This window comes from Streptomyces sp. CRN 30, from assembly GCF_034105845.1.
In genome coordinates this window covers 1-21,389 of record NZ_JAVRHI010000080.1, presented here as the reverse complement: position 1 = coordinate 21,389, position 21,389 = coordinate 1, and the positions used below count along the sequence as shown (strand labels likewise).

Genomic DNA, 21,389 nt, shown 5'->3' with positions numbered 1-21,389 from the left:
CGCTCCTTCACCGAGGACGGCTTCTACCGCACCGGCGACATCGTCCGCCGCACCCCCACCGGCCACCTCGTCGTCGAGGGCCGCGCGAAGGACCAGATCAACCGCGGCGGCGAGAAGATCGCACCCGAGGAGGTCGAGAACATCGTCCTCGCCCATCCGTCCGTGCACGACGTCTCCGTGGTCTCGGTCCCCGACGAGTACCTCGGCGAGCGCTCCCTGGCCTACGTGATCCTGCGCAAGGACGCCGAGCCGCTGAAGCCGGTCGCGATCAAACGGTTCGTCCGCGAACGCGGCATCGCCGCCTACAAGGTTCCCGACCTCGTCGAGTTCGTCGACGCCTTCCCGCAGACCGGCGTGGGCAAGGTCAGCAAGAAGCACCTGCGGTCCGCCGCCGAGCAGTCCTGACCGCTCCCCCGCTTACGAGAGGACTCCCCCCATGGCGCTTCCCGCCATCGCCCCCTACCCGCTCCCGGCACCGGAGGAGCTTCCCGCCAACCGCGTGTCCTGGACCGTGGACCCGGCGCGTGCCGTCCTGCTCGTGCACGACCTCCAGCAGCACTTCCTCGGCGCGTTCCCCGCCGGTGAGCAGCCGCTGACCGGCATGCTCGCCAACACCGCGCGCCTGCTGACGGAGTTCCGCCGCCTCGGCGTGCCGGTCGTCTACTCCGCCCAGCGCGGCGGCCAGACCCCCGAGCAGCGCGGCCTCCAGCTGGACTTCTGGGGTCCCGGCGTCGCCGACGACCCCGCGAAGCTCGCCACGCCCGAGACCGTGGCCCCGGCGGACGGGGACACGGTGCTGACCAAGTGGAAGTACAGCGCGTTCGTCCGCACCGAACTCGCCGACCTGATGCGCGAGCAGGGCCGCGACCAGCTCGTCATCGCCGGTGTGTACGCGCATATCGGGGTGCTGATGACCGCGGCCGACGCCTGGCAGCGCGACATCCGGGCGTTCGTCGTCGCGGACGCCGTCGCCGACTTCTCCCGCGCGGACCACGACATGGCACTGCGCTGGGCCGCCGGCCGCTGCGCGGTCGTGACCACCACCGACACACTTCTCAAGGAGGTCTGAGGCATGGCGCTCACCCTCGACCTGATACGCACCGAGGTCGCCGACTGCCTCGGTGAGGACCCCTCGGACATCCCCGTCGACGAGAACCTGGTCGACTACGGCCTGGACTCGGTCCGCATCATGGCGCTGCTGGAGCGCTGGCGCCGCGAGCACGCCGTGCGCGCCGACTTCGCCGACCTGGCCGAGCAGCCGGCCATCGAGGCCTGGGTACCGCTGCTGGGGGCGGCATGACAGCCACGGCCGGCCTCGGCGCCCCCGTCGCGCCCGCCGTGCTGCCGCTGACGGCGGCCCAGTCGGGCATGTGGTACGCCCAGGCCCTCGACCCGCTCAGCCCCGCGCAGAACACCGCCGAGTGCCTGGAGATCGACGGGCCGCTCGACCCCGTGCTGTTCGCGGCGGCGCTCGCCCGGGTGACCGCCGAGGCCGACTCGCTGCGCGTGCGCGTCGAGGACACCCCCGACGGGCCCCGGCAGCACATCGCGCCGAGCGTCGAACTGCCGCTGACCGTAAGGGAGTCGGACACTCCCGAGCAGGCCGAGGCGTGGATGCGGGCCGACCTCGCCGAGCCGTTCGACCTGGCCTCAGGTCCGCTCTTCCGGCACGCGCTCTTCCGCGTCGGCGCGGACCGGTGGCTGTGGTACCAGCGCATCCACCACCTCGTCATGGACGGCTACGGCTACTCACTGCTGGTGCGGCGCACCGGCGAGGTGTACTCGGCGCTGGCCCGCGGCGAGGAGCCCCCGCCGCGCACCTTCAAGAACCTCGCCGACCTCGTCGCCGACGACGCCGCCTACCGGTCCTCGGCGGCCTTCGAGGCCGACCGCGCGCACTGGACGGAAGGCTTCGGGGACCGCCCGGAGGCACCCCGGCTGGCCGGCCGCGGGGCGCTGCCCTCCCGTACGTTCCACCGCCGCACCGCCTACCTGTCGCCGGAGACCACCGACCGGCTCAAAGAGCTGGCCGGGCGGCTGCGGGCGACCTGGCCGGACGTGCTGATCGCCGCGCAGGCCCTGTACACCGCCCGCGCCACGGCCCGTACCGACGTCGTCCTCGGCCTGCCGATGATGGGCCGTATGGGGTCGGTGGCGCTGCGCGTGCCCGGCATGGTGATGAACGTGCTGCCGCTCAGGCTGGCCGTCTCCCCCGACGCGACCTTCGCCGAACTGGTGCGGCAGGTCGTCCTCGGCATCCGCGCGGTCCGCCGCCACCAGCGCTACCGCTACGAGGACATCCGCCGCGACCTGGGGCTGCTGGGCGAGAGCCGGGCCCTGGTCGGACCGCTCGTCAACGTCATGCCGTTCGACTACGGCGTGGACTTCGCGGGCACCCCGGCGCGCGCCCGGAACCTGTCCGCCGGGCCGGTCGACGACCTCACCGTCAACATCTACGACCGCGCCGACGGCCGCGGGCTGCGCATCGACCACGACGGCAACCCCGCCCTGTACGGGGACGGCGACCTCGCCGCGCACCAGGAGCGGTTCCTGCACCTGGTGGACCGGCTCGCCGACGCCGACCCGCACACCGCGCTCGGCACCCACTCCATCGCCACGCCCGCCGAACGGCTGCTGGTGACCGAGGAGTTCAACCGTACCGAGCGCGCCCTGCCGCCGACCACGCTGATCGGCCCGATCGAGTCGCAGGCGGCCCGCACCCCGGACGCCACCGCGCTGGTCTTCGAGGACACCGCGCTGACCTACGCGGAGCTGAACGCCCGCGCCAACCGGCTCGCCCGGCACCTGCAGTCCCTCGGCGCCCGCCCCGGCACCGTGGTCGCGGTGTCGGTACCGCGCTCGGTGGAGCTGATCGTGTCGCTGCTCGCCGTGGTCAAGGCGGGCGCCGCGTACCTGCCGCTGGACCCGGAGTACCCGGCGCAGCGGCTCGCGTACATGCTCGACGACGCGGCGCCGGTGTGCGCGGTCACCGACCGCGCCGGGCGCCTCCCGGCGGACACCGCCACCGAGGTCGTCGTCCTGGACGGCCTGGACACCTCCGGGTACGCGTGGACGGACCCGGCCCGCGCCCTCACCCCCGCGCACCCGGCGTACGTCATCTACACCTCCGGTTCGACGGGCCGCCCCAAGGGCGTCGTCGTGCCGCACCGGGCGATCGACAACCGGCTGCGCTGGATGCAGGCCGAGTACGGGCTGACCCCGGCCGACCGGGTGCTGCAGAAGACGCCGTCGTCGTTCGACGTGTCGGTGTGGGAGTTCTTCTGGCCGCTGCGCGAGGGCGCGACGCTGGTCGTCGCCGCGCCCGGCGGCCACAAGGACCCGGTGTACCTGGCTCGGCTGATCCGCGAACGCTCCGTCACCACCTGCCACTTCGTGCCGTCGATGCTCCAGGTGTTCCTGGGCGCGGCGGAGGCCGCGGGCTGCGCGGACGTGCTGCGCCGGGTGTTCTGCAGCGGCGAGGCGCTGCCCCGCGAGACCGCGCGGGTCTTCGCGCGGACGCTGGCGGGGGTGGAGCTGCACAACCTGTACGGGCCGACCGAGGCCGCCGTCGATGTCACCTACCACCGGTGCGACCCGGCGGACTCCGGTCCGGTGCCGATCGGCCGGCCGGTGTGGAACACCCGCCTGCACGTCCTGGACGCCGCGCTCCAGCCCTGCCCGCCCGGCGTGCCGGGCGAGCTGTACCTGGCGGGCGCGCAGCTCGCCGTCGGCTATCTCGGCCGCCCGGAGCTGAACGCGACGCGGTTCGTCGCCGACCCGTTCGGCCCCGCGGGGACCCGTATGTACCGCACCGGTGACCTGGCCCGCTGGACGGAGCAGGGCGAGGTGGAGTACCTCGGCCGCACCGACCACCAGGTCAAGCTGCGCGGCCAGCGCATCGAACTCGGCGAGATCGAGGCCGCGCTGACGGCCCTGCCCGGCGTGGACGCGGCCTGCGCGCTGGTCCGCGAGGACCGGCTCGTCGGCTGGATCACCGGCGACGCCGACCCCGCCGGGGCGCGGGCGGCGCTCGCCCGTGAGCTGCCCGAGCACATGGTCCCGGCGGCCGTGGTCGCGCTGGAGACGTTCCCGCTCTCCCCCAACGGCAAGCTGGACCGCCGTGAGCTGCCCGACCCGGTCTTCGCGGGCGAGGGCGGCGCGCGGCCGTTCGCCTCCGCCCGCGAAGAGGCGCTGACCGCCCTGTTCGCCGAGGTGCTCGGCGCCGACGGGGTCGGTCCCGACGACGCGTTCTTCGACCTGGGCGGCACCTCACTGCTCGCGGTACGGCTGGTCGGGCGGGTCCGGGAGGAGTTCGGCACCGAGCTGACCATCGGCTCGCTGTTCGAGGCACCGACCCCGGCCGCGCTCGCGGCCCGCCTGGACGCCGCCGCGCCCGCCGCCGACGACGCCCTCGGCATCGTCCTGCCGCTGCGCACCGAGGGCGACGCGACCCCGCTGTTCGGCATCCACCCGGCGGGCGGCCTGGCCTGGTGCTACGCGGGACTGACCGCGCGGCTCGGACCGGGGCAGCCGGTGTACGGCCTCCAGGCCCGCGGGCTCGTCGGCGACGAGGAACTGCCGCGCACGCTCCAGGAGGAGGCCGAGGAGTACGCGGCCCGCATCCGGGAGGTCCGGCCGCACGGCCCGTACCGCCTGGTGGGCTGGTCGGTCGGCGGCGTCCTCGCGCACACCGTCGCGGTACTGCTCCAGGAGGCCGGCGAGGAGGTCGAACTCCTCGCGCTGCTCGACGCGTTCCCCGCCGAGCAGTGGCGGGAGCGGCCCGCGCCCGAGGAGGGCGACGCGCTCACCGCCGTCCTGCGCATGGCGGGCTTCGACCGCACCGGGGAACGCACCCGCGAGGACGTGCTCGCCACCCTGCGCGCGGCGGGCAGCCCGCTGGCCGGGCTCACCGACCGCGCCCTGTCCCGGATCGTCGACATCGTCCCCAACCACGCCCGCATGATGCGCGAGCACACCCACCGGGCCTACGACGGTGACGTGCTCTTCTTCACGGCCGCCGCGCCGCGCGCCGAGGACTGGCTGACCCGTGAGTCCTGGCGCCCGTACGTCACCGGGGAGATCGTCAACCTCGATCTGGACTGCACCCATCCGCAGCTGATGCGGGACCGGTACCTCGACGACATCGCCGCGGTCCTCACCGCCCGCCTCAAGGAGCTGGACGCATGAGCGCCGACACCGCGAGCCCTTTCGACGCGGGGCCGGACGACGGCCGGGCGAGCCACCTGGTGCTGGTGAACGCCGGGGGGCTGCGGTCCCTGTGGCCGGCCTGGCGCGCGGTACCGGCCGGCTGGACCGCCCTCTCCGGCCCGGCCCCGCACGCGACGTGCCTCACCCGGCTGACGACGGACCGGCCGTGAGCACGGAGTGCGAGGAGCGGTCGTCAGCAGTGCGTGGACGCGGCGTGTGGGGGCCGGTCCGGAGTTCGGCGCGGGCGGGGCGTTCATGAGCACGGCGCGGGAGGGCCGGTCATGAGTACGGCCGCCGGGGTGGCCGTGTGCGTGGCGGCCGCGGAGCGGCTGGGCGCGTCCCTGTGGACCGTCCGCGCTCCCGCGCCGGACGCGCCGCCCGACGTGGCGCTCCTCGACGTCCTCGACGCCGCCGAGCGGCGCCGGGCGGCGGCACTGCGGCGGCCCGCCGAGCGGGCGCTGTACGTGGCCGCGCACGGCGCGCTGCGGCGGCTGCTCGGTGACCGGCTCGGCGTTCCGCCCGCCGAGGTGGAGCTGACCCGGCTGCCCTGTCCCGGCTGCGGCGGCCCGCACGGCCGCCCCGCCGTGGCCGGTTCCGCCGGGGACGCCGTGCACTTCTCCCTTTCGCACACCGCGGGTCTCGCCCTGGTGGCGCTGGCCGCCCGGCCGGTCGGCGTGGATGTCGAGCGGGTGCCCGAACCGCGCCTCGCCGAGGACGCGGCCCGGTCGCTGCACCGCGCCGAACGCGCGGAGCTGGCGCTGCTCTCCGCCGGGGCGCGCCCCGGCGCGTTCGCGCGCTGCTGGACGCGGAAGGAGGCGTACCTGAAGGCGACCGGCGAGGGGCTGTCCGGTGACGCCCTGCGCGGGCACTTCCTCGGCACCGGCGTCCGCCCCGCCGGGCTGCCCGGCTGGACCGTCACCGACGTGGAGGTGCCGGCGGGGTGGGCCGCCGCCTGTGTGGTGCGCGACCCGGTGCGGGTCAGCGGCCCAGGAGCTCCACGAGGCCGTCGGCGAGTTCCGTGCGCCAGCACAGGTAGTCGTGGCCGCCGTTGAACTCCCGGTAGGAGGAGTCGTCGTACCCGCGCGTGCGCAGCGTGTCGCGCAGCCGGCGGGCGGCGGGCAAGGCGACCCACTCCTGTTCGCCGAAGGAGAGCCGGAACCGCACCGGCAGCCGGGGCGCCCGCGCGAGCGCTCCCGTCAGCCACTCGGCGTGCTCCCCGGCGGGCCACCAGAACGAGCCCGACTGGACGAGGGCGTTGCCGAAGCGGTGCGGCGCCGCCACGGCCGCGTAGGCGGCGGTGAGCCCGCCGAGGCTCTGCCCGGCGACGACGGTGCGCGCCGGGTCGGCGGTGACCGGGAGGTGCCCCGCCGCCCACGGCAGCAGTTCGTCCGCGAGGTGCGCGACGTACTCGGGCCGGCAGCTCAGCTCCGCCCAGCGGGTGGGTTCGTCCACGGCCTCGGGCAGCACGGCGGCCAGCGGCGGGATCCGTCCGTCGGCGATCAGGTTGTCCAGCAGGTGCCGCAGTCCGAGCCGGGGGCCCCAGTGCTCGCCGTCCAGCAGGACCAGTACCGGAAGGCCGTCGGCGGGCCGCCGTGCACCGGGGGGCGCGTAGAGCCACACCCGGCGGTCCCCGCCCGGCAGGGCGCAGGGCACCCGGTGTTCGGTGAGGGTGCCGCGCGCGACGTCCGGACGGGGCCGCCAGCCGGACGCGTCGGGGGCGCCCGGGAGTTCGGCGTACGCGACCGGGCCGCCGCCCCAGCGGCGGGGCAGCACGCGCGGGTTGAACGGGTCGGTGCGCGGGCGGGCGCGCAGCCGCCGCCAGTAGTCGGGCGTGCCGGGGACGAGGCCGGGGTCGCCCTCGTCGGGGTGCACGTCGTAGGTTCCGCGCCAGTCGTGCCGCAGCCGCAGGGTGAGGTGCCACACGTCCGTGCCCGGCGCGTTCTCCATCAGGTTGCCCTCGGGGGCGCGCGGGTCGCCCAGCTTGTTGGGCAGCAGTTCGACGGCCCGGGTGGCCGGGGTGCCCCGCCACAGGAACGTCACCGCGCGGTGGCCGGGATCGCCCCGCGGGTCGGGCCCGACCAGGGGCGTGCCCAGGCGGCCGACCTCGGTCCAGAACTCCTCGGTCCCGTCGGGGCCCGGCAGTTCGCACACGGGCTCCGTGAGCCGAGGCACGGGATGCGGGCGGGGCAGCCGGGGCGGGTGGTGCGGCGTGTCGCGGGGCGGCGCGGCGAGGAGGTTGCGTGCGGGATCCATTTGACTGCTCACGATCTTCAGATTAGGTTAGCCTTACCTTACTTGATCGCACGTCGCCTTTGGCGCCGGCTGTCCGCCGCCCCCAACGTGCTCCCTCCTCAAGCGTCCTTCCGGGGACGTTCGCCTGCCAGGAGCAGCCATCATGACCTCTGACAGATCCGCTTCGCCCTCCGGTGCCCGGCTGGGCCGCGTGGTCGCCCTGACCGCCGGTGCCACCCTGGGCCTCGGGGCCCTCGTCGCCGTACCGCTGGCCGCCGCCGGCGCCGACGGTGCGGGCGTCACCGACACGGTGGCTCTGGCGGCGGACACGACCGCTCCCGCGGTCACCCTGGGCGCCACCTCCGTGCGGGCGGGCGGCGAGGTTCCGTTCACCGTCACCGGCTTCCCGGCCGGCGGCACGCTGAGCGTCAAGCTCGACGACGCCACCCTGCTTCAGCAGTTCACGATCGGCGACGACGGCGGCGTCTCGGACACGGTGACGATCCCCGCCGGCACCGCCGCGGGCGGCGGCCACTGGCTGCGGTTCCTCGCTCCCCAGACGAGCGTGAAGAGCGAGAGCCTGACGGTCACCGCCGCCGCGAGCCCCACCCCGACCCCGACACCCACGCCCACACCCACCCCGGCGCCCACGAAGACGACCGCCCCCGCCGCCGACCCCGCCGTGGAACTGACCGGCGGCGGCAAGGCCGCCGCGGGCGGCAAGGTCTCCTTCGCCCTCTCCGGGTTCGTCAAGGGCCAGGACGTCACGGTGAAGCTGGACGACAGCGAGATCCTCGGCCAGTGGAAGGGCGCGGTGAAGTCCGACGGGACCTTCTCCGGCACGGTGACCGTGCCGAAGTCGACCGCCGCCGGTGCGCACTGGCTGCGGGTCCTGGCGCCCGACCCGGCGACCAGCCTGAAGGCGGACTTCACGGTGACGTCGGGGTCCGGATCGGGCGGGTCGGGCGGGTCGTCCGGGTCGGGCGGGTCGTCCGGCGAGGGATCGGGCTCCTCCGGATCGTCGGGATCGGGATCGTCGGGCTCGGGATCTTCCGGTTCCGGGTCGTCCGGCTCGGGGTCGTCCGGCAGTTCGTCCTCGGCGGCCTCCGGCACCTCCGCCGCCATCACCGGCGGCTCCCGCGTCGCCGCCGGCGGCAAGGTCTCCTTCCGGGTGACCGGCTTCCCCGCCGGGCAGCAGCTCACCGTCAAACTGGACGACAGCAAGATCCTCGGCCAGTGGACCGTAGGCTCCGACGGGTCGTACTCCGGCTCCGTCACCGTGCCCTCGGACGCCACGAAGGGCGCCCACTGGCTGCGCTTCCTCGCCCCGAACCCGCCGACCAGCCTGCGCGCCGACTTCACGGTGACGTCCGGCACCGCCGCGTCCGCCGTCAGCGCGGGCGGTTCCGCGTCCGGCGCCTCGGGCGGCTCCGCGACCCCCGTCCCGGCGGCCTCCGGCGCACCGGCGAGCGCCACCAACGACGCCGGCGCCAAGGCAGAGATCACCGCGAGCGAGGTGCAGCCCGGCGGCACCCTGCACTTCGTGGTCACCAAGTTCCCGGCCGGGAAGCAGGTGACGGTCAAACTCGACGACGAGGCCATCCTCGGCCAGTGGAAGACCGACGCGAAGGGTTCCTACGAGGGTGACGTGACCGTCCCCGCGGACACCTCCGCCGGCGCCCACTGGCTGCGCTTCCTGGCGCCCGACCCGCCGACCTCGCTGAAGGTCGAGTTCACCGTGGACGCGGCCGCCGCGGGGGCCGGTTCGGCCGGCACCTCCTCCACCACCGCCCCGGAGGCCGCGGGCAGCCTCGTCGCCGCCTCGCCCGACGGCTCCGTCTCCGTCGCGACCGTCGCCTGGGCCGCCGCGGCGGCAGCGGTCGGCGGAGCCGCCGGAGCCGCGGCCACCACGCTCATGGTCGTCCGCCGCCGCACCACGCCGCCCGCGACCGCCTGAGCCCCACGGACGCCCCCGGCGTCCCCGCAAGCCACTTTCCCCGCAGCACCGCAGCACCGCAGCACCGCAGCACCCAGCAACTCACAGGTACCTCCGGTACCGCCGGTCCCGTACCGGTTCTCAGCAAGGGAGTTCTCCCACCATGTCCCTCACCGGCACTCGCACCCACCGCCGCACCGCGGTCGCCTCGGCCGTCGCCGTGGCGGTCGCCGCCGGCAGCGTCCTGACCCTGGCGGGCACCGCCTCGGCGCACAGCAGCGGCTCGTCGGTCAAAACCGCCTCGCTCACCAAGGGCCTGTACCAGTCGTCCTACTCCGAGCGGAACAACGTGCTGTGGGTCACCGCCGCCGTCGGCCGCCCGCCGGTCACCGAGTCCCACCTGCTGAAGGTCGACCCCAGGACCCTCACGGTCAAGTCGGACATCACGCCGCCGGTCACCGACACCGCCACCGGTGCCGTGGAGGCCGTCTACGGCGTCGCCGTGGACGACGAGCACAACACCGTCTGGACCACCAACACCCGCAACAACACGGTGTCGGTCTACAGCCAGCGCACCGGCGAGCACCTCGCCACCCTGCCGAACGTGGGCCACGCCCGCGAGATCGTCGTGGACGAGAAGCACAACACGGTCTGGGCCAGCGGCTTCAGCGACGGCACCCTGGTCGCCTTCGACAGCAAGTCCCTGAAGGAGAAGGAGCGCGTCACCGTCGACGGGGCGAGCCCGACCGGTCTGGCCGTGAACGAGAAGACCGGCGCGCTCTACGCCGCCGACATGAACAACGACCGGCTGATCGTGGTGAAGCGCGGTTCCACGACGCCGAGCTTCGTCCCGGCCGGCGACGGCCCGATCTCGGTCTCGCTCTCCAAGAACGGCAAAACCGCCTACACCGCCGACCAGACCTCCGGCACCCTCTCCGTGATCGACCTCAAGAAGGGCGCCGTCACCAAGTCGGTCGCCACCGGCGCGGGCGCCCTGTCGGTCGCCACCGACGAGCGCTCCGGCGACGTCCTGGTCGTCAACCGCACCGACGCGAACGTCACGCGCGTCGACGTGAGGAAGGGCGTCGTCGAGGAGACCGTCGCCACCGGGGCCAACCCCAACCACGTGGAGGTCGCCGACGGCACCGCCTACGTGGTCGACAAGTCGGGCGCGGGAACGGCCGAGGACACGATCACCGAGATCCGCCTCGCCCGCTGACGTCCGACCCCTCCGGCGCCCGTCGCACCCCGCCCGCCTCCCTCAGCGGCCGGGTGTGACAGGCGCCGTCCGTCTTCCTCAGCGGCGGCGCGGTGTGACGGGCGCCGTCCACATGCCCACGATCCCGTCGACCAGCCCGTCCGCCGCCTCCTGCCAGCTGGCGCGCGGCGTCGGCCCGCCCTCGGCCAGAGCGCGTTCCCGCTCGGCGGCCGTGTGCACGATCAGGTGGCGGGCCATCTCGCCGCGCTCGGTCCGTACGTGCGCGGGCAGCTCCGGCAGGCACGGGGAGAGCCCGTCGAGGATCGGCCGCAGGGACGGCGAGGTGAAGGACTCCTCGGCCATGAGCTGCCGCAGCGCCGGGTCGGTCATGACCTGCGCGCAGAACCGCGCGTACCAGGTGGGGCCGGCGAGCGACGCGAGGTGGTCGTAGAGCGGCCGCACCAGGCAGTCCACCCAGTCGCGTACGTCCGTGGAGGCGCCGAGCGCGGCCAGTTGCCGGGCGCGGTTGGCCTCGATGCCCACGGAGTGGTACTGGGCGATGGCGCGGACCAGGTCGGTCTTGGTGCCGAAGTGGTAGCCGACGGCGGCGTTGTTGCCCTGCCCCGCGGCCTCGCTGACCTGCCGGTTGGAGACCGCGTACACCCCGTGCTCGGCGAACAGCCGCTCGGCCGTGGTCAGGATCAGCCGCCGGGTCGCGCCCACCTGCTCCGCCCGTACCGATCTGCCCGCCATGACCACCGCCGCCGGGACCGTCCCGCTCGTCCCGCGGCGGCCGGTCCCTCGGATCGCCGCAGGTCACCGCCGTCGGGCGGCCGTCCTTTCCGTACAGTACGACAGGCTGCCGGGGCTCCGGCGACCGGCGCCGTTCAGGCGAACCCGGCCCCGGCCGCGCGTGGCGGCGGCCGGGCGCGTCGAGGACTACCTGCGTGGAGCTGCCCCTGATCCCGCCGATGCTCGCCACGCCCGGCTCGCTGCCGCCGGCGGCGCGGGACGCGCGCTGGGCGTACGAGACCAAGCAGGACGGCCAGCGGGTGGTGGCCTACCTGCCCGGGGACGGCAGTGTGCTGCTGCGCGCCCGGTCCGGTCTCGACATCACGGGCGCCTACCCCGAGCTGCGGCCCCTGGGCGCCGCGCTCGGCACCACCCCCGCGGTGCTGGACGGCGAGGTCCTCGTCCTGGACGAGGAGGGCCGCGCCGACTTCCAGCTGCTCCAGTCCCGGATGGGCCTCGCGCACTCCCCGGCCCTGGCGGCGCGGCGCGCGGCACGGGTCCCGGCCCACCTGGTGCTCTTCGACGCGCTGCACCTGGCCGGCCGGCCGCTGCTGTCGCTGCCGTACGCCCGGCGCCGCGGGGAACTGGAGGGGCTGGGGCTCGGCGGGCCCGCCTGGTCGGTGCCGAGGGCACTGGTCGGCCACGGCGAGGAGGCGCTGCGGGCCACCCGCGAGCACGGCCTGGAGGGGCTGGTGTGCAAGCGGCTGGACTCGGTGTACGAACCGGGGGTCCGCTCCCGGGCCTGGATCAAGATCCGCAACCTGCGCAGCGAGGACGTCGTGATCGGCGGCTGGCTGCCCGGCCGGGGGCGGCTGACCGGTCTGCCCGGGGCGGTGCTGGTCGGGCAGCGCGCCGCGGGCCGGCTGCGGTACGTGGGCGGAGTGGGCACCGGCTGGAGCGAGGCCGAGCGCGCGGAGCTGGCCGGGCTGCTGCGGGTCGCGGCGACCGGCTCATGCCCGTTCGACCCGGTGCCGGCGGTGCCGGACGCCCGCTGGGTGGTGCCCCGGCTGGTGGGCGAGGTCCGGTTCAGCACCCGTACCCGGGAGGGGATGCTGCGCCAGCCGTCCTGGCTGCGGCTGCGGCCCGACCTGGCGCCCGAGGAGTCGGCGGCCGACATTCCGGACGACCTGGTGTGACACGGGGTGAACCGCGGGGCTGATCAGGAACTGTTGGGCCGGCCTTCACCACCGTGACGCCCGCACCCCCTTGGCACGGGAGTGAACGGACGGGATGCTGAACTCCCCGTCCCCCCACAGCCGTTGGGCTGCGCCCTTGAGGAGTCGCAGTGTCTTCGAACATGTTCCGCATCCGCCGCAGGAGATGGCTCGGCACGCTCGCCGGGGCCGCCGCCCTGGTCGTCGCCTTCCCCGCCACCGCCTTCGCCGCCCCGCCGCCCGCCCTGCCCGGCAACGCCACCGCGCAGGAGAGCGCCTACCAGCCCGCCTTCGACTACGACACCGACGGCTGCTACCCCACGCCGGCCATCGGTTCCGACGGTTCGGTCAACGGCGGCCTCAACCCCACCGGCGCGCTGAACGGCAACTGCCGGGACGCCTCCGACCTGACCAACACCAACGGCTACTCGCGCGCCAAGTGCGACGGTGACTGGTGCGCGTACATGTACGGCCTGTACTTCGAGAAGGACCAGGCGCTCGCCGGGACCAGTATCGGCGGGCACCGGCACGACTGGGAGCACGTCGTGGTGTGGGTGCGCGGCGGCGCCGTGGAGTACGTGTCGACCTCCAACCACGGCTCGTTCACCGTGCACGCGCGGTCCGCGGTCCGCTTCGACGGCAGCCACGCCAAGGTCGTCTACCACAAGGACGGCATCAGCACGCACTGCTTCCGGCTGGCGACCGCGGGCGACGAGCCGCCGGAGAACCACCAGGGCACCTGGCAGTACCCGACGCTGGTCGGCTGGGACGGCTACCCGGCGGGCCTGCGTGCCACGCTGAGCGCCTACGACTTCGGCAGCGCGAACTTCGGCCTGAAGGACGCGAGCTTCGCCTCGCACCTCGCGTCGGCGAAGCCGTCCGGAATCGACTTCGACGCGTACGCCTGATCCGCGCCTCCGGCCCGTCCGGGGGCCTCGCGGCCACTATCGTGTCCGCATGTCCGTTCCCGAACTGATCCGTATCGTCTCCCGTGACTCGCCCATGGCCCTGGCCCAGGTGGCCCGGGTCCGCGAGGAACTGACGGCCCGCCACCCCGGTGTGCGCACCGAGGTGGTGCCGGTGCGGACCACCGGCGACAAGTGGCTCGGAGACCTGTCCCAGGTCGAGGGCAAGGGCGCCTTCACCAAGGAGGTCGACGCCGCGCTGCTGGCGGGCGAGGCCGATCTCGCCGTGCACTGCGTCAAGGACGTCCCGGCCGACCGGCCGCTGCCCGCCGGCACGGTGTTCGCGGCGTTCCTGCGGCGGGACGACATCCGGGACGCGCTGATCCACCCGGGCGGCCTCCCGCTGGACGAGCTGCCGCCGGGGACCCGGATCGGCACCTCGTCGGTGCGCCGGATCGCCCAGCTGGGCGCCACCCACCCGCATCTGGCGTGCGTGCCGTTCCGCGGCAACGCCAACCGGCGGCTGGAGAAGCTCGCGGCCGGTGACGCGGACGCGCTGCTGCTGGCCGCCTCCGGCCTTGAGCGCATCGGCCGCACGGACGTGATCACCGAGATCCTGTCGCCCGAGACGATGATGCCGCCGATCGGCGCGGGCATCCTCGCGCTGCAGTGCCGTGAGGACGACACCGCGCTGATCGAGGCGGTCACCCCGCTCGGCGATCCGGTGACCCACCGGGAGGCGGCCGCGGAGCGGATGTTCCTGCACGTCCTCCAGGGGCACTGCAACAGCCCGATCGCCGGGTACGCGCGCGTGGACCGCGGCGGTGAACTCTCCCTGCGGGCCTGTGTCTTCACCCCCGACGGCAAGACCCGGCTGAACGCCCACGAGTGGGCGGGCCGGCTGGACCCGGAGACCCTCGGCACGTCGGTCGCCGTCGCCCTGCTGCGCCAGGGCGCCCGGGAGATCATCGACGGCATCCCGCACTAGGGGACGCCCGGGTCAGGCGGTGCCCTCTTCGGCCTGGTCGCGGAGGAACGCGGTCAGCTGGTGGGCCAGTTCCTCGCGGGACGCCGACGGGCACGTGCCGGCGGGACCCGGGCCGGCGCCGACGGCGCCGGTCCACAGCCGCCGTCCGGTCCACTCGTCGTCGATCCGCAGCTGTACCTGGACGTCCACCCGGGCCAGGTCCGCCTCGGCGCCCGCGGCGTGCACGACGGCGGTGGCCCGGCGCAGTGGATGGACGTCGAAGCCCTCGACGAACTGGGAGTTGCGCCAGTCGATGAAGGCGCCCTCGCCGTCGGGGCCGATCCGCACGTCGATCTGGCCGTCCTCCAGGTGCAGGCAGAACGCCCGCTCGCTGCGGTTCTCGACGGTGACGCGGAGACGGAAGTAGGTGAGGCCCTCGGCGGCGTCGTCCCGGCCGCGCGGCGGCTCGCCGACCTCGACCCGGTGGACGCGGGCCCGCAGTCCGGGGTGCTCGTCGAACTCCTGCCAGTCCCCGACCACGTTCGGCTCGTACACGCTGCACCCTCTCGACCTCTTGGAGCTGCTTCCTATCTGTGTGCTCAGTGCACTGTCAAATGAGCCAAATGCGCGGTGGCCAGGGTTTTCATCCTTTTTGTTCGATGATCAAGCGCTGCGCAGGAAGAACGGTCCGGCGGGCGGGCGCGGGGCCTCGGCGAGCGTGCCGCACATCACGTTCGCGACGCGGAGCGACGACTGGCATACAAGCTGCAAGTGGGACATATCACTCTAATTGGCTTATTGTTTTGAAAGAGCGTCCCTGGACACGCCCACCCCTGCCGAGGGAGGTGCGCATGACCCGTATCGCCGGCAGAACCACATCGCACCCGCACGACGACGCCCCCGACACCAAAGCGGCCTTCGAACGGCTGGCCGGACTGTCGGAGGGCCCGCAGCGCAAGGCCCTGCGCGACGAGCTGATCAGGGTCTGGCTGCCCATGGCCGAACGGATCGCCGTCCGCTTCCGGGGCCGCGGCGAGAGCCTGGAGGATCTGTACCAGGTGGCGGCCCTCGGTCTGGTGAAGGCCGTCGACCACTACGACCCGGCCCGCGGCCACGCCTTCGAGGCGTATGCCGTCCCCACCGTGACCGGCGAGATCAAACGGCACTTCCGCGACCACATGTGGACCCTGCACGTCCCCCGCCGGGTCCAGGACCTGCGCAACCGGGTCCGCCGCGCCGCCAAGGAGCTGGCGCAGACGACCCCGGGCCGCTCCCCGACCCTGGAGGAGATAGCCCACCACGCGCTGCTGACCACGGACGAGGTCCGGGCCGGCATGGAGGCGCTGGAGTGCTTCACCGCGCTGTCGCTGGAGGCGGAGATGCCCGGCACCGACGGCTACGCCCTCGGCGACGCGATCGGCGGTCCGGACCCGGCGTTCGACACCGTGGTGGACCGCGTGGCCGTCCAGCCCTGTCTGATGGCGCTGCCCGAGCGCGAGCGCACCATCCTCTACCTGCGCTTCTTCCGCGGCATGACGCAGAGCCGGATAGCGCAGCAGCTGGGCATCTCCCAGATGCACGTCTCCCGGCTGCTCAGCGGCTGCTTCGCCCGGCTCCGCGAGGAGATCCTCGCCGAGTCGTCGCCCTGACGGTCCCCGCCGAGTCATCCCCCCGACAGCGGGGCGCCGGGGACCTGGACCGGGGCGTGGCGGTCCAGAGCGCTCTCCAGCGCGGTCCGGACGCCGTCCGGCATCGCCCCGGTGCGCCCCCAGACCAGGATCAGTTCCGCGACGCCGCGCAACTTGAGGTTGGTGTGCTGGGAGACCTCCTTCAGCACCAGCCAGCCCTGGTCGGGCGCGACCCGGCCGAGGACCACGACCACCCCGATCGCCTGGTCCACGACGGCGTGCGACACGACCGCCTCCTGCAACTGCCGTATCTGTTCCCGCATCTCCCGCTCGGTCGCGCTCGTCACCGCACTGCCTCCCTGCCACTGGGCCGTCCGGGGTCAACCGGCGTCGTTTCGCTGGTCTCGTAGGGGTACTCGGCAGGCGCATGCGGCGGTTCCGGCTGGACACTGGTGAGGAACCGGTGGCTGCCGGTGGACGAGACCAGGACGCGACCTTTATGAACCACGACATGACCTCCCCCACCGGCGCGAGGAACGTACTCTCCACGCACTCCGTGTTCGGGGCCCCCTGCTGGGTGACGCTCACCAGCCGTGATCTCAAGGCCACCGAGGAGTTCTACTCCGCCGTGCTGGGCTGGCAGTGGAGACCGGCACAGCTCGGCGACCGCTTCCGGATCGCCCTGTCCGACGGCGCGCCGGTCGCCGGGATCGCCGCCGTCGCCTCCCAGTGGCAGATGGCGGTGGCCTGGATGCCGTACTTCGCGGTGACCGACGCCGACCTGGTGGCGAGCCGGGTCCAGGAGCGCGGCGGCACCGCGGCGGTGGGCCCGATCTCCTTCCCGCCGGGCCGGGCGGCGCTCCTCGCCGACCGCGACGGCGCCTCCTTCGGCGTGTGGGAGGGCGACCTGTTCACCGACTGGGAGACCTGGCGCCGCGACCGGCCGGCCTTCATCCGGCTGCGCACCCGCGACGCGTTCGACGCGGCCATCTTCTACGGCGAGGTGCTGGACTGGGCGACCGGGAAGCCCGGTGCCTGCGAGGTCGGCTACGAGGGCGGCGAGGTCGTCCTGCGCAGCGCCGGCGACGCCGTGGCGCGGATCGAGTCGGGCGCCCTGGAGGCGGCACCCGACCCGGCGATCAGGCCGCACTGGCAGGTGCACTTCTTCGCGCCGGACGTCATGGACTGCGTCCGGGCCGCGGAGCTGCACGGCGGCAGCGTCCTGTCGTCGGCCGCCGACGAGGCCGTGCTCCGCGACCCGGACGGCGCGCGGTTCACGGTGACCGTGCGCCGCGAGCCCTGACCTCATGTGCTCTCCCGGCCGGTGTGTGAGGGCCGGGAGAGCAGCACCAGCGCGCGGGGTTCCACGGTGAGCCGGGTGCCGGCCTTGTGCTCCGCCTCGTCCGGGACGCCCTCCGCCTCGGCGGTGTCGACCAGGGTGGTCCACCGCTCGCCGTAGGACTCGTCCGGCAGCCGGAACTCCGTCGGTTCCCAGTGGCTGTTGAGCAGCAGCACGAAGGAGTCGTCGACGACCGGCCGGCCGCACGGGTCGGGTTCGGCTATGGCGTCGCCGTTGAGGAACACCCCGACGGCGTGCGCGTCCGGGCGCCGCCAGTCGTCGTCGGTCATCTCCCGGCCGTCGGGCCGCAGCCAGACCAGGTCGGGCAGCGGCTGGCCGGCGTGGGTGACCGTGTCGCCGCGGAAGTAGCGCCGCCGGCGCAGCACCGGGTGGGCGGCGCGCAGTCCGATGAGGTGCCGGGTGAAGTCCAGCAGCCCGCGCTGCTCGGCGGTGAGCTTCCAGTCGATCCAGGACACTCTGCTGTCCTGGCAGTAGGCGTTGTTGTTGCCGCGCTGGGTGCGGCCGAGTTCGTCGCCGTGGCAGAGCATCGGGATGCCCTGCGAGAGCATCAGGGTGGCGAGGAGGTTGCGCTGCTGCCGGGCGCGTAGCTCCCGGACGGCCGGGTCTCTCGTCGGGCCCTCGGCGCCGCAGTTCCAGGAGCGGTTGTGGTTCTCGCCGTCCGCGTTGTCCTCGCCGTTGGCCTCGTTGTGCTTGTCGTTGTACGACACGAGGTCGCGCAGGGTGAAGCCGTCGTGCGCGGTGACGAAGTTGACGCTGGCCCGGGGGCGGCGCCGGCTGTGCTGGTACAGGTCGGAGGAGCCGGTCAGCCGGGACGCGAACTCGCCGAGGGTGTGGTCCTCACCGCGCCAGAAGTCCCGTACGGCGTCGCGGTAGAGGCCGTTCCACTCCGACCACAGCGGCGGGAAGTTGCCGACCTGGTAGCCGCCCTCGCCGACGTCCCAGGGCTCGGCGATCAGCTTGACGCGGCTGATCACCGGGTCCTGCTGGATGAGGTCGAAGAACGCCGAGAGCCGGTCCACCTCGTGGAACTGCCGGGCCAGGGTGGCCGCGAGGTCGAAACGGAACCCGTCGACGTGCATCTCGGTCACCCAGTACCGCAGCGAGTCCATGATCAGCTGGAGTACGTAGGGGTGGCGCATCAGCAGGCTGTTGCCGGTGCCGGTGGTGTCGTAGTAGTGCTGCCAGTCACCGTCGACCAGGCGGTAGTACGAGGCGTTGTCGATGCCCCGCAGGGAGAGGGTGGGGCCGTTCTCGTTGCCCTCGGCGGTGTGGTTGTAGACGACGTCGAGGATGACTTCGAGGCCGGCCTCGTGCAGCGCCTTGACCATCGTCTTGAACTCGGTGACCTGCTGGCCGCGGGTGCCGTGGGCGGCGTAGCCGTTGTGCGGGGCGAAGAACCCGATGGTGTTGTAGCCCCAGTAGTTGGCGAGGCCGCGGGCCTGGAGGACGCCGTCGTGCACGAACTGGTGGACCGGCATCAGCTCCACCGCGGTCACGCCCAGCGAGAGCAGGTGCTCGACGATCGCCGGGTGCGCGAGCCCCGCGTAGGTGCCGCGCAGTTCGGGCGGCACGTCGGGGTGGGTGCGGGTGAGGCCCTTGACGTGGGCCTCGTAGATGACGGTGTCGGCGTACGGCCGGCGGGGCGGGCGGTCGTCGCCCCAGTCGAACGAGGGGTCGGTGACCACGCCGAGCATGGTGTGCCCGGCGCTGTCCGACGGGTCGGGCCGGCCGGGCGTCCGCTCCAGCAGCGAGGGGTGGTTGTCCACCTGGCCGTCCACCGCACGGGCGTACGGGTCGAGGAGCAGCTTCGCCGGGTTGCAGCGGTGGCCGACGGCCGGGTCCCAAGGCCCGTGCACGCGGTAGCCGTAACGTTGCCCCGGGCCGACGCCGGGCAGCCGGCAGTGGAACACGAAGCCGTCGACCTCGGGCATGGGGACGCTGTGGTGGCGGCCGTCCTCGTCGACGAGGACGAGGTCGACGCGTTCGGCGACCTCGCTGAAGAGGGCGAAGTTGGTGCCCTGTCCGTCGTGGACGGCGCCCAGCGGGTAGGGGTGCCCGCTCCAGACGGGCGCCCCCTTCCAGTCGGGTCTCGCAGCGCTCACCGGGCCTCCTCCAGGAGGCCGTTGCCGCCCGCGGCGCCCGGGGCGGCCAGCCGGGCCACGGGCAGCATCTCCCGCGGCACCTCCAGGCCCTCCTGGGTGATGGGCAGCGGCGCGGACGCGACCAGCGGGACGCGCTCGCCGGCGCGGGCGCGCTGCGAGAACCAGATGACCTTGGCCCCGGTGTCGGTGGCGCAGCAGCCCCAGCCGTCGCTGGTGGCGGCGAGGTGCTCCAGGCAGCCGCGCAGGTCCTGGTCGGGGCGGAGCCCGTGGTCGTTGCCGCCGACGGCCGTGATCAGGTGCTGGCCGTTCCACCACATCTCCGTGGAGACGTTCTTGTCGCTCGCGTGCTCGTCGATCGCCCGCAGCAGCATCTCGGCGGCGCCGCAGACGGGTTCGACGAGATTCTCCAGGTTCCAGTACCGGAGGTGAGCGGCCAGGATGCGTTTGACCTGTCGAACCCGTTCCGGGCTCACTTCCACGTCGAGGTGGTAGTAGCAGGGCACAGCGGTCTTCATCGTCGGTTGCTCCTCACCGCGAGGCTCGCGCTCCTTCTCGTCCCTGGCGGAACGAGCCCCGAACACGAAGCGTGAGTGCGTATCGCTTCTGAGTGACTCCAGCCTGCGAGCAGTAGCCCATTCGTGCAACACGAGAGGGCCATGTGAGGGGTGATGCGCGGGTGACACCTATGGTTGAAGATCCAACAAGACGCTGCGTCGCCGTCCGTGCACCATGTGTGAAGAACTCGATCGCCCGTAACGGATCCGTGCCCCTGCGCGCGGTGCCGCCCGAGGGTCGGGAACACGTCCATCGAGTCCCGGAAGGGAACGGCACCATGCTGCTACCCGCCAAAGACGAGGTCGCCCGGCAGCTGCGGCGTTACCGGGCCCGGGAACGGTCGATGCTCGCCTCCCCCGCCGACCTGGCGGCCCGGACCGTGTTCGAGGACTCCGGCTACACCCTGTGCGTGCTGATGGGCAAGCGGTGCGCGCGGGAGGCCGCGGACGCGGCCGAACGGTATCTGCGGGCGGGTCTGGTCACCCATGTGCAGGAGCGGGACGACCGGCCCTTGGTGGCAGGACTGAACCCGTCGGCCGTGGAGCGGCTGACCCCGGCGGGGAGTGCGGTCCCCTCCGGCGCGGTGTGATCCCTGTCCGGGTCCCTGATCCTGACCCGGCTTCAGCAACGGCGGAGGTGAGAACCGATGGGCACGACCCCGGAGATCGGGCGTATCCCGGTGCGTGACGTCCACCCGGTGGTGGAGGGCGGGCGGCGCCCGGCCAAGGCGGTGACGGGTGAGGCGTTCGAGGTGTCGGCCACGGTGTTCCGGGAGGGACACGACGCGGTCGGCGCCAACGTCGTGCTCGAGGACCCCGGGGGGCGGCCGGGACCGTGGACGCCCCTGCGGGAGCTGGCGCCGGGCACGGACCGGTGGGGCGCGGAGGTCACCCCGACGGCGCCGGGGCGCTGGACCTACCGGGTGGAGGCGTGGAGCGATCCGCTGGCCACCTGGCGCCGGCACGCGCGGATCAAGGTGCCGGCCGGCATCGACACGGGTCTGGTGCTGGAGGAGGGCGCCGAGCTGTACGAGTGGGCGGCGGCCGGGGTGCCCGACCGCTCCGGGCGGACCCTCGTCCGGGCCGCCGCGGCGGCGCTGCGCGACGACACGCTGCCGGTGTCCACCCGGCTGGCGGCGGCGCTGACGCCCGAGGTGGAGGCGGTACTGGCCCGCCATCCGCTGCGCGAGCTGGTCACCTCCTCCCCCGCGATGCCGCTCCTCGTGGAGCGGGAGCGGGCGCTGTACGGCGCCTGGTACGAGTTCTTCCCGCGCTCGGAGGGGACGCCGGAGCGGCCGCACGGCACGTTCCGCACCGCCGCCCGCCGCCTCCCGGCGATCGCGGCGATGGGCT

Annotated in this window: 21 protein-coding genes; 15 read left to right on the top strand and 6 right to left on the bottom strand. The window is 73.7% G+C overall.

The genetic code is table 11. From position 1 onward, the window contains the following. The 6 genes from UW392_RS07810 to UW392_RS07785 all read left to right on the top strand — a co-directional run. On the top strand, positions 1-405 hold a 405-nt coding region (locus tag UW392_RS07810), incomplete at its 5' end, for an AMP-binding enzyme (RefSeq protein WP_414495745.1). Between the two features lie 31 nt (positions 406-436). Further along, positions 437-1,069: an isochorismatase family protein gene (locus UW392_RS07805; RefSeq protein WP_320774144.1), complete on the top strand. Its 633-nt coding sequence runs from the start codon at positions 437-439 to the stop codon at positions 1,067-1,069. A gap of 3 nt (positions 1,070-1,072) precedes the next feature. After that, positions 1,073-1,300 (top strand): phosphopantetheine-binding protein, encoded by a 228-nt coding sequence (locus UW392_RS07800; protein ID WP_320774143.1) that lies wholly within the window; start codon positions 1,073-1,075, stop codon positions 1,298-1,300. Further along, positions 1,297-5,187, top strand: coding sequence for an amino acid adenylation domain-containing protein (locus UW392_RS07795; RefSeq protein ID WP_320774142.1), 3,891 nt, complete (start codon positions 1,297-1,299; stop codon positions 5,185-5,187). The genes UW392_RS07800 and UW392_RS07795 overlap by 4 nt, the downstream gene beginning before the upstream one ends. Then, on the top strand, positions 5,184-5,378 hold the full coding sequence (locus UW392_RS07790; RefSeq protein WP_320774141.1) for an MbtH family NRPS accessory protein: 195 nt from the start codon (positions 5,184-5,186) through the stop codon (positions 5,376-5,378). The genes UW392_RS07795 and UW392_RS07790 overlap by 4 nt, the downstream gene beginning before the upstream one ends. Positions 5,379-5,489: 111 nt before the next feature. Continuing rightward, positions 5,490-6,260 carry a 4'-phosphopantetheinyl transferase family protein gene (locus UW392_RS07785; RefSeq protein ID WP_320774140.1) on the top strand — a complete coding sequence of 257 codons (771 nt, stop codon included), beginning with the start codon at positions 5,490-5,492 and terminating at the stop codon, positions 6,258-6,260. Here UW392_RS07785 and fes read toward each other — a convergent pair. Then, positions 6,187-7,461 (bottom strand): enterochelin esterase, encoded by a 1,275-nt coding sequence (gene fes / locus UW392_RS07780; protein ID WP_320774146.1) that lies wholly within the window; start codon positions 7,459-7,461, stop codon positions 6,187-6,189. The genes UW392_RS07785 and fes overlap by 74 nt on opposite strands. A 142-nt stretch (positions 7,462-7,603) precedes the next feature. Between fes and UW392_RS07775 the strand changes: the two genes are divergently transcribed. Both UW392_RS07775 and UW392_RS07770 read left to right on the top strand, forming a co-directional pair. Continuing rightward, a complete protein-coding gene (locus UW392_RS07775; protein ID WP_320774139.1) occupies positions 7,604-9,397 on the top strand; it encodes a hypothetical protein in 1,794 nt (597 codons plus the stop codon). Positions 9,398-9,539: 142 nt separating this feature from the next. Continuing rightward, on the top strand, positions 9,540-10,595 hold the full coding sequence (locus tag UW392_RS07770; protein WP_320774138.1) for a YncE family protein: 1,056 nt from the start codon (positions 9,540-9,542) through the stop codon (positions 10,593-10,595). Between the two features lie 78 nt (positions 10,596-10,673). Here the strand turns inward: UW392_RS07770 and UW392_RS07765 are convergent, their stop codons facing one another. Further along, complete coding sequence (locus UW392_RS07765) at positions 10,674-11,327, bottom strand: TetR/AcrR family transcriptional regulator (protein ID WP_320774137.1); 654 nt, start codon at positions 11,325-11,327, stop codon at positions 10,674-10,676. A 194-nt stretch (positions 11,328-11,521) separates the two neighbouring features. Here UW392_RS07765 and UW392_RS07760 point away from each other — a divergent pair, with 194 nt between their 5' ends. From UW392_RS07760 to hemC, 3 genes are all read left to right on the top strand, one after another. Next, positions 11,522-12,502 carry an ATP-dependent DNA ligase gene (locus tag UW392_RS07760; RefSeq protein ID WP_320774136.1) on the top strand — a complete coding sequence of 327 codons (981 nt, stop codon included), beginning with the start codon at positions 11,522-11,524 and terminating at the stop codon, positions 12,500-12,502. 161 nt (positions 12,503-12,663) lie between these two features. Beyond that, positions 12,664-13,428 carry an NPP1 family protein gene (locus UW392_RS07755; protein ID WP_414495747.1) on the top strand — a complete coding sequence of 255 codons (765 nt, stop codon included), beginning with the start codon at positions 12,664-12,666 and terminating at the stop codon, positions 13,426-13,428. A 49-nt stretch (positions 13,429-13,477) separates the two neighbouring features. Continuing rightward, a complete protein-coding gene (gene hemC, locus UW392_RS07750) occupies positions 13,478-14,413 on the top strand; it encodes a hydroxymethylbilane synthase (protein WP_320774134.1) in 936 nt (311 codons plus the stop codon). 12 nt (positions 14,414-14,425) lie between these two features. On the opposite strand, the gene UW392_RS07745 is transcribed toward hemC, so the two are convergent. Further along, positions 14,426-14,947, bottom strand: coding sequence for a hypothetical protein (locus tag UW392_RS07745; RefSeq protein WP_320774133.1), 522 nt, complete (start codon positions 14,945-14,947; stop codon positions 14,426-14,428). 296 nt (positions 14,948-15,243) lie between these two features. Between UW392_RS07745 and UW392_RS07740 the strand changes: the two genes are divergently transcribed. Continuing rightward, the gene (locus UW392_RS07740) at positions 15,244-16,041 is read left to right on the top strand and encodes an RNA polymerase sigma factor SigF (protein ID WP_320774132.1); all 798 of its coding nucleotides are present in this window, start codon (positions 15,244-15,246) and stop codon (positions 16,039-16,041) included. Between the two features lie 14 nt (positions 16,042-16,055). Here UW392_RS07740 and UW392_RS07735 read toward each other — a convergent pair whose 3' ends face one another. Then, positions 16,056-16,343 (bottom strand): ANTAR domain-containing protein, encoded by a 288-nt coding sequence (locus UW392_RS07735; RefSeq protein ID WP_320774145.1) that lies wholly within the window; start codon positions 16,341-16,343, stop codon positions 16,056-16,058. 176 nt (positions 16,344-16,519) lie between these two features. Between UW392_RS07735 and UW392_RS07730 the strand changes: the two genes are divergently transcribed. Beyond that, positions 16,520-17,323, top strand: a complete 804-nt coding sequence (locus UW392_RS07730; protein ID WP_320774131.1) for a VOC family protein — start codon at positions 16,520-16,522, stop codon at positions 17,321-17,323. A gap of 2 nt (positions 17,324-17,325) precedes the next feature. Here the strand turns inward: UW392_RS07730 and glgX are convergent, their stop codons facing one another. Together glgX and UW392_RS07720 are read right to left on the bottom strand one after the other, a co-directional pair. After that, entirely contained in the window at positions 17,326-19,482 is a 2,157-nt protein-coding gene (glgX, locus tag UW392_RS07725) for a glycogen debranching protein GlgX (protein ID WP_320774130.1), read from the bottom strand. Further along, positions 19,479-19,997 carry a pep a2 gene (locus UW392_RS07720; protein ID WP_320774129.1) on the bottom strand — a complete coding sequence of 173 codons (519 nt, stop codon included), beginning with the start codon at positions 19,995-19,997 and terminating at the stop codon, positions 19,479-19,481. Before UW392_RS07720 ends, glgX begins: the two co-directional genes overlap by 4 nt. Positions 19,998-20,314: 317 nt before the next feature. On the opposite strand from UW392_RS07720, the gene UW392_RS07715 reads away from it, so the two are divergent. Next, on the top strand, positions 20,315-20,626 hold the full coding sequence (locus UW392_RS07715) for a DUF5133 domain-containing protein (protein WP_320774128.1): 312 nt from the start codon (positions 20,315-20,317) through the stop codon (positions 20,624-20,626). A gap of 57 nt (positions 20,627-20,683) precedes the next feature. Beyond that, positions 20,684-21,389, top strand: a 706-nt coding sequence (locus UW392_RS07710) for a maltotransferase domain-containing protein (protein WP_320774127.1), incomplete at its 3' end; no start/stop codon positions are given.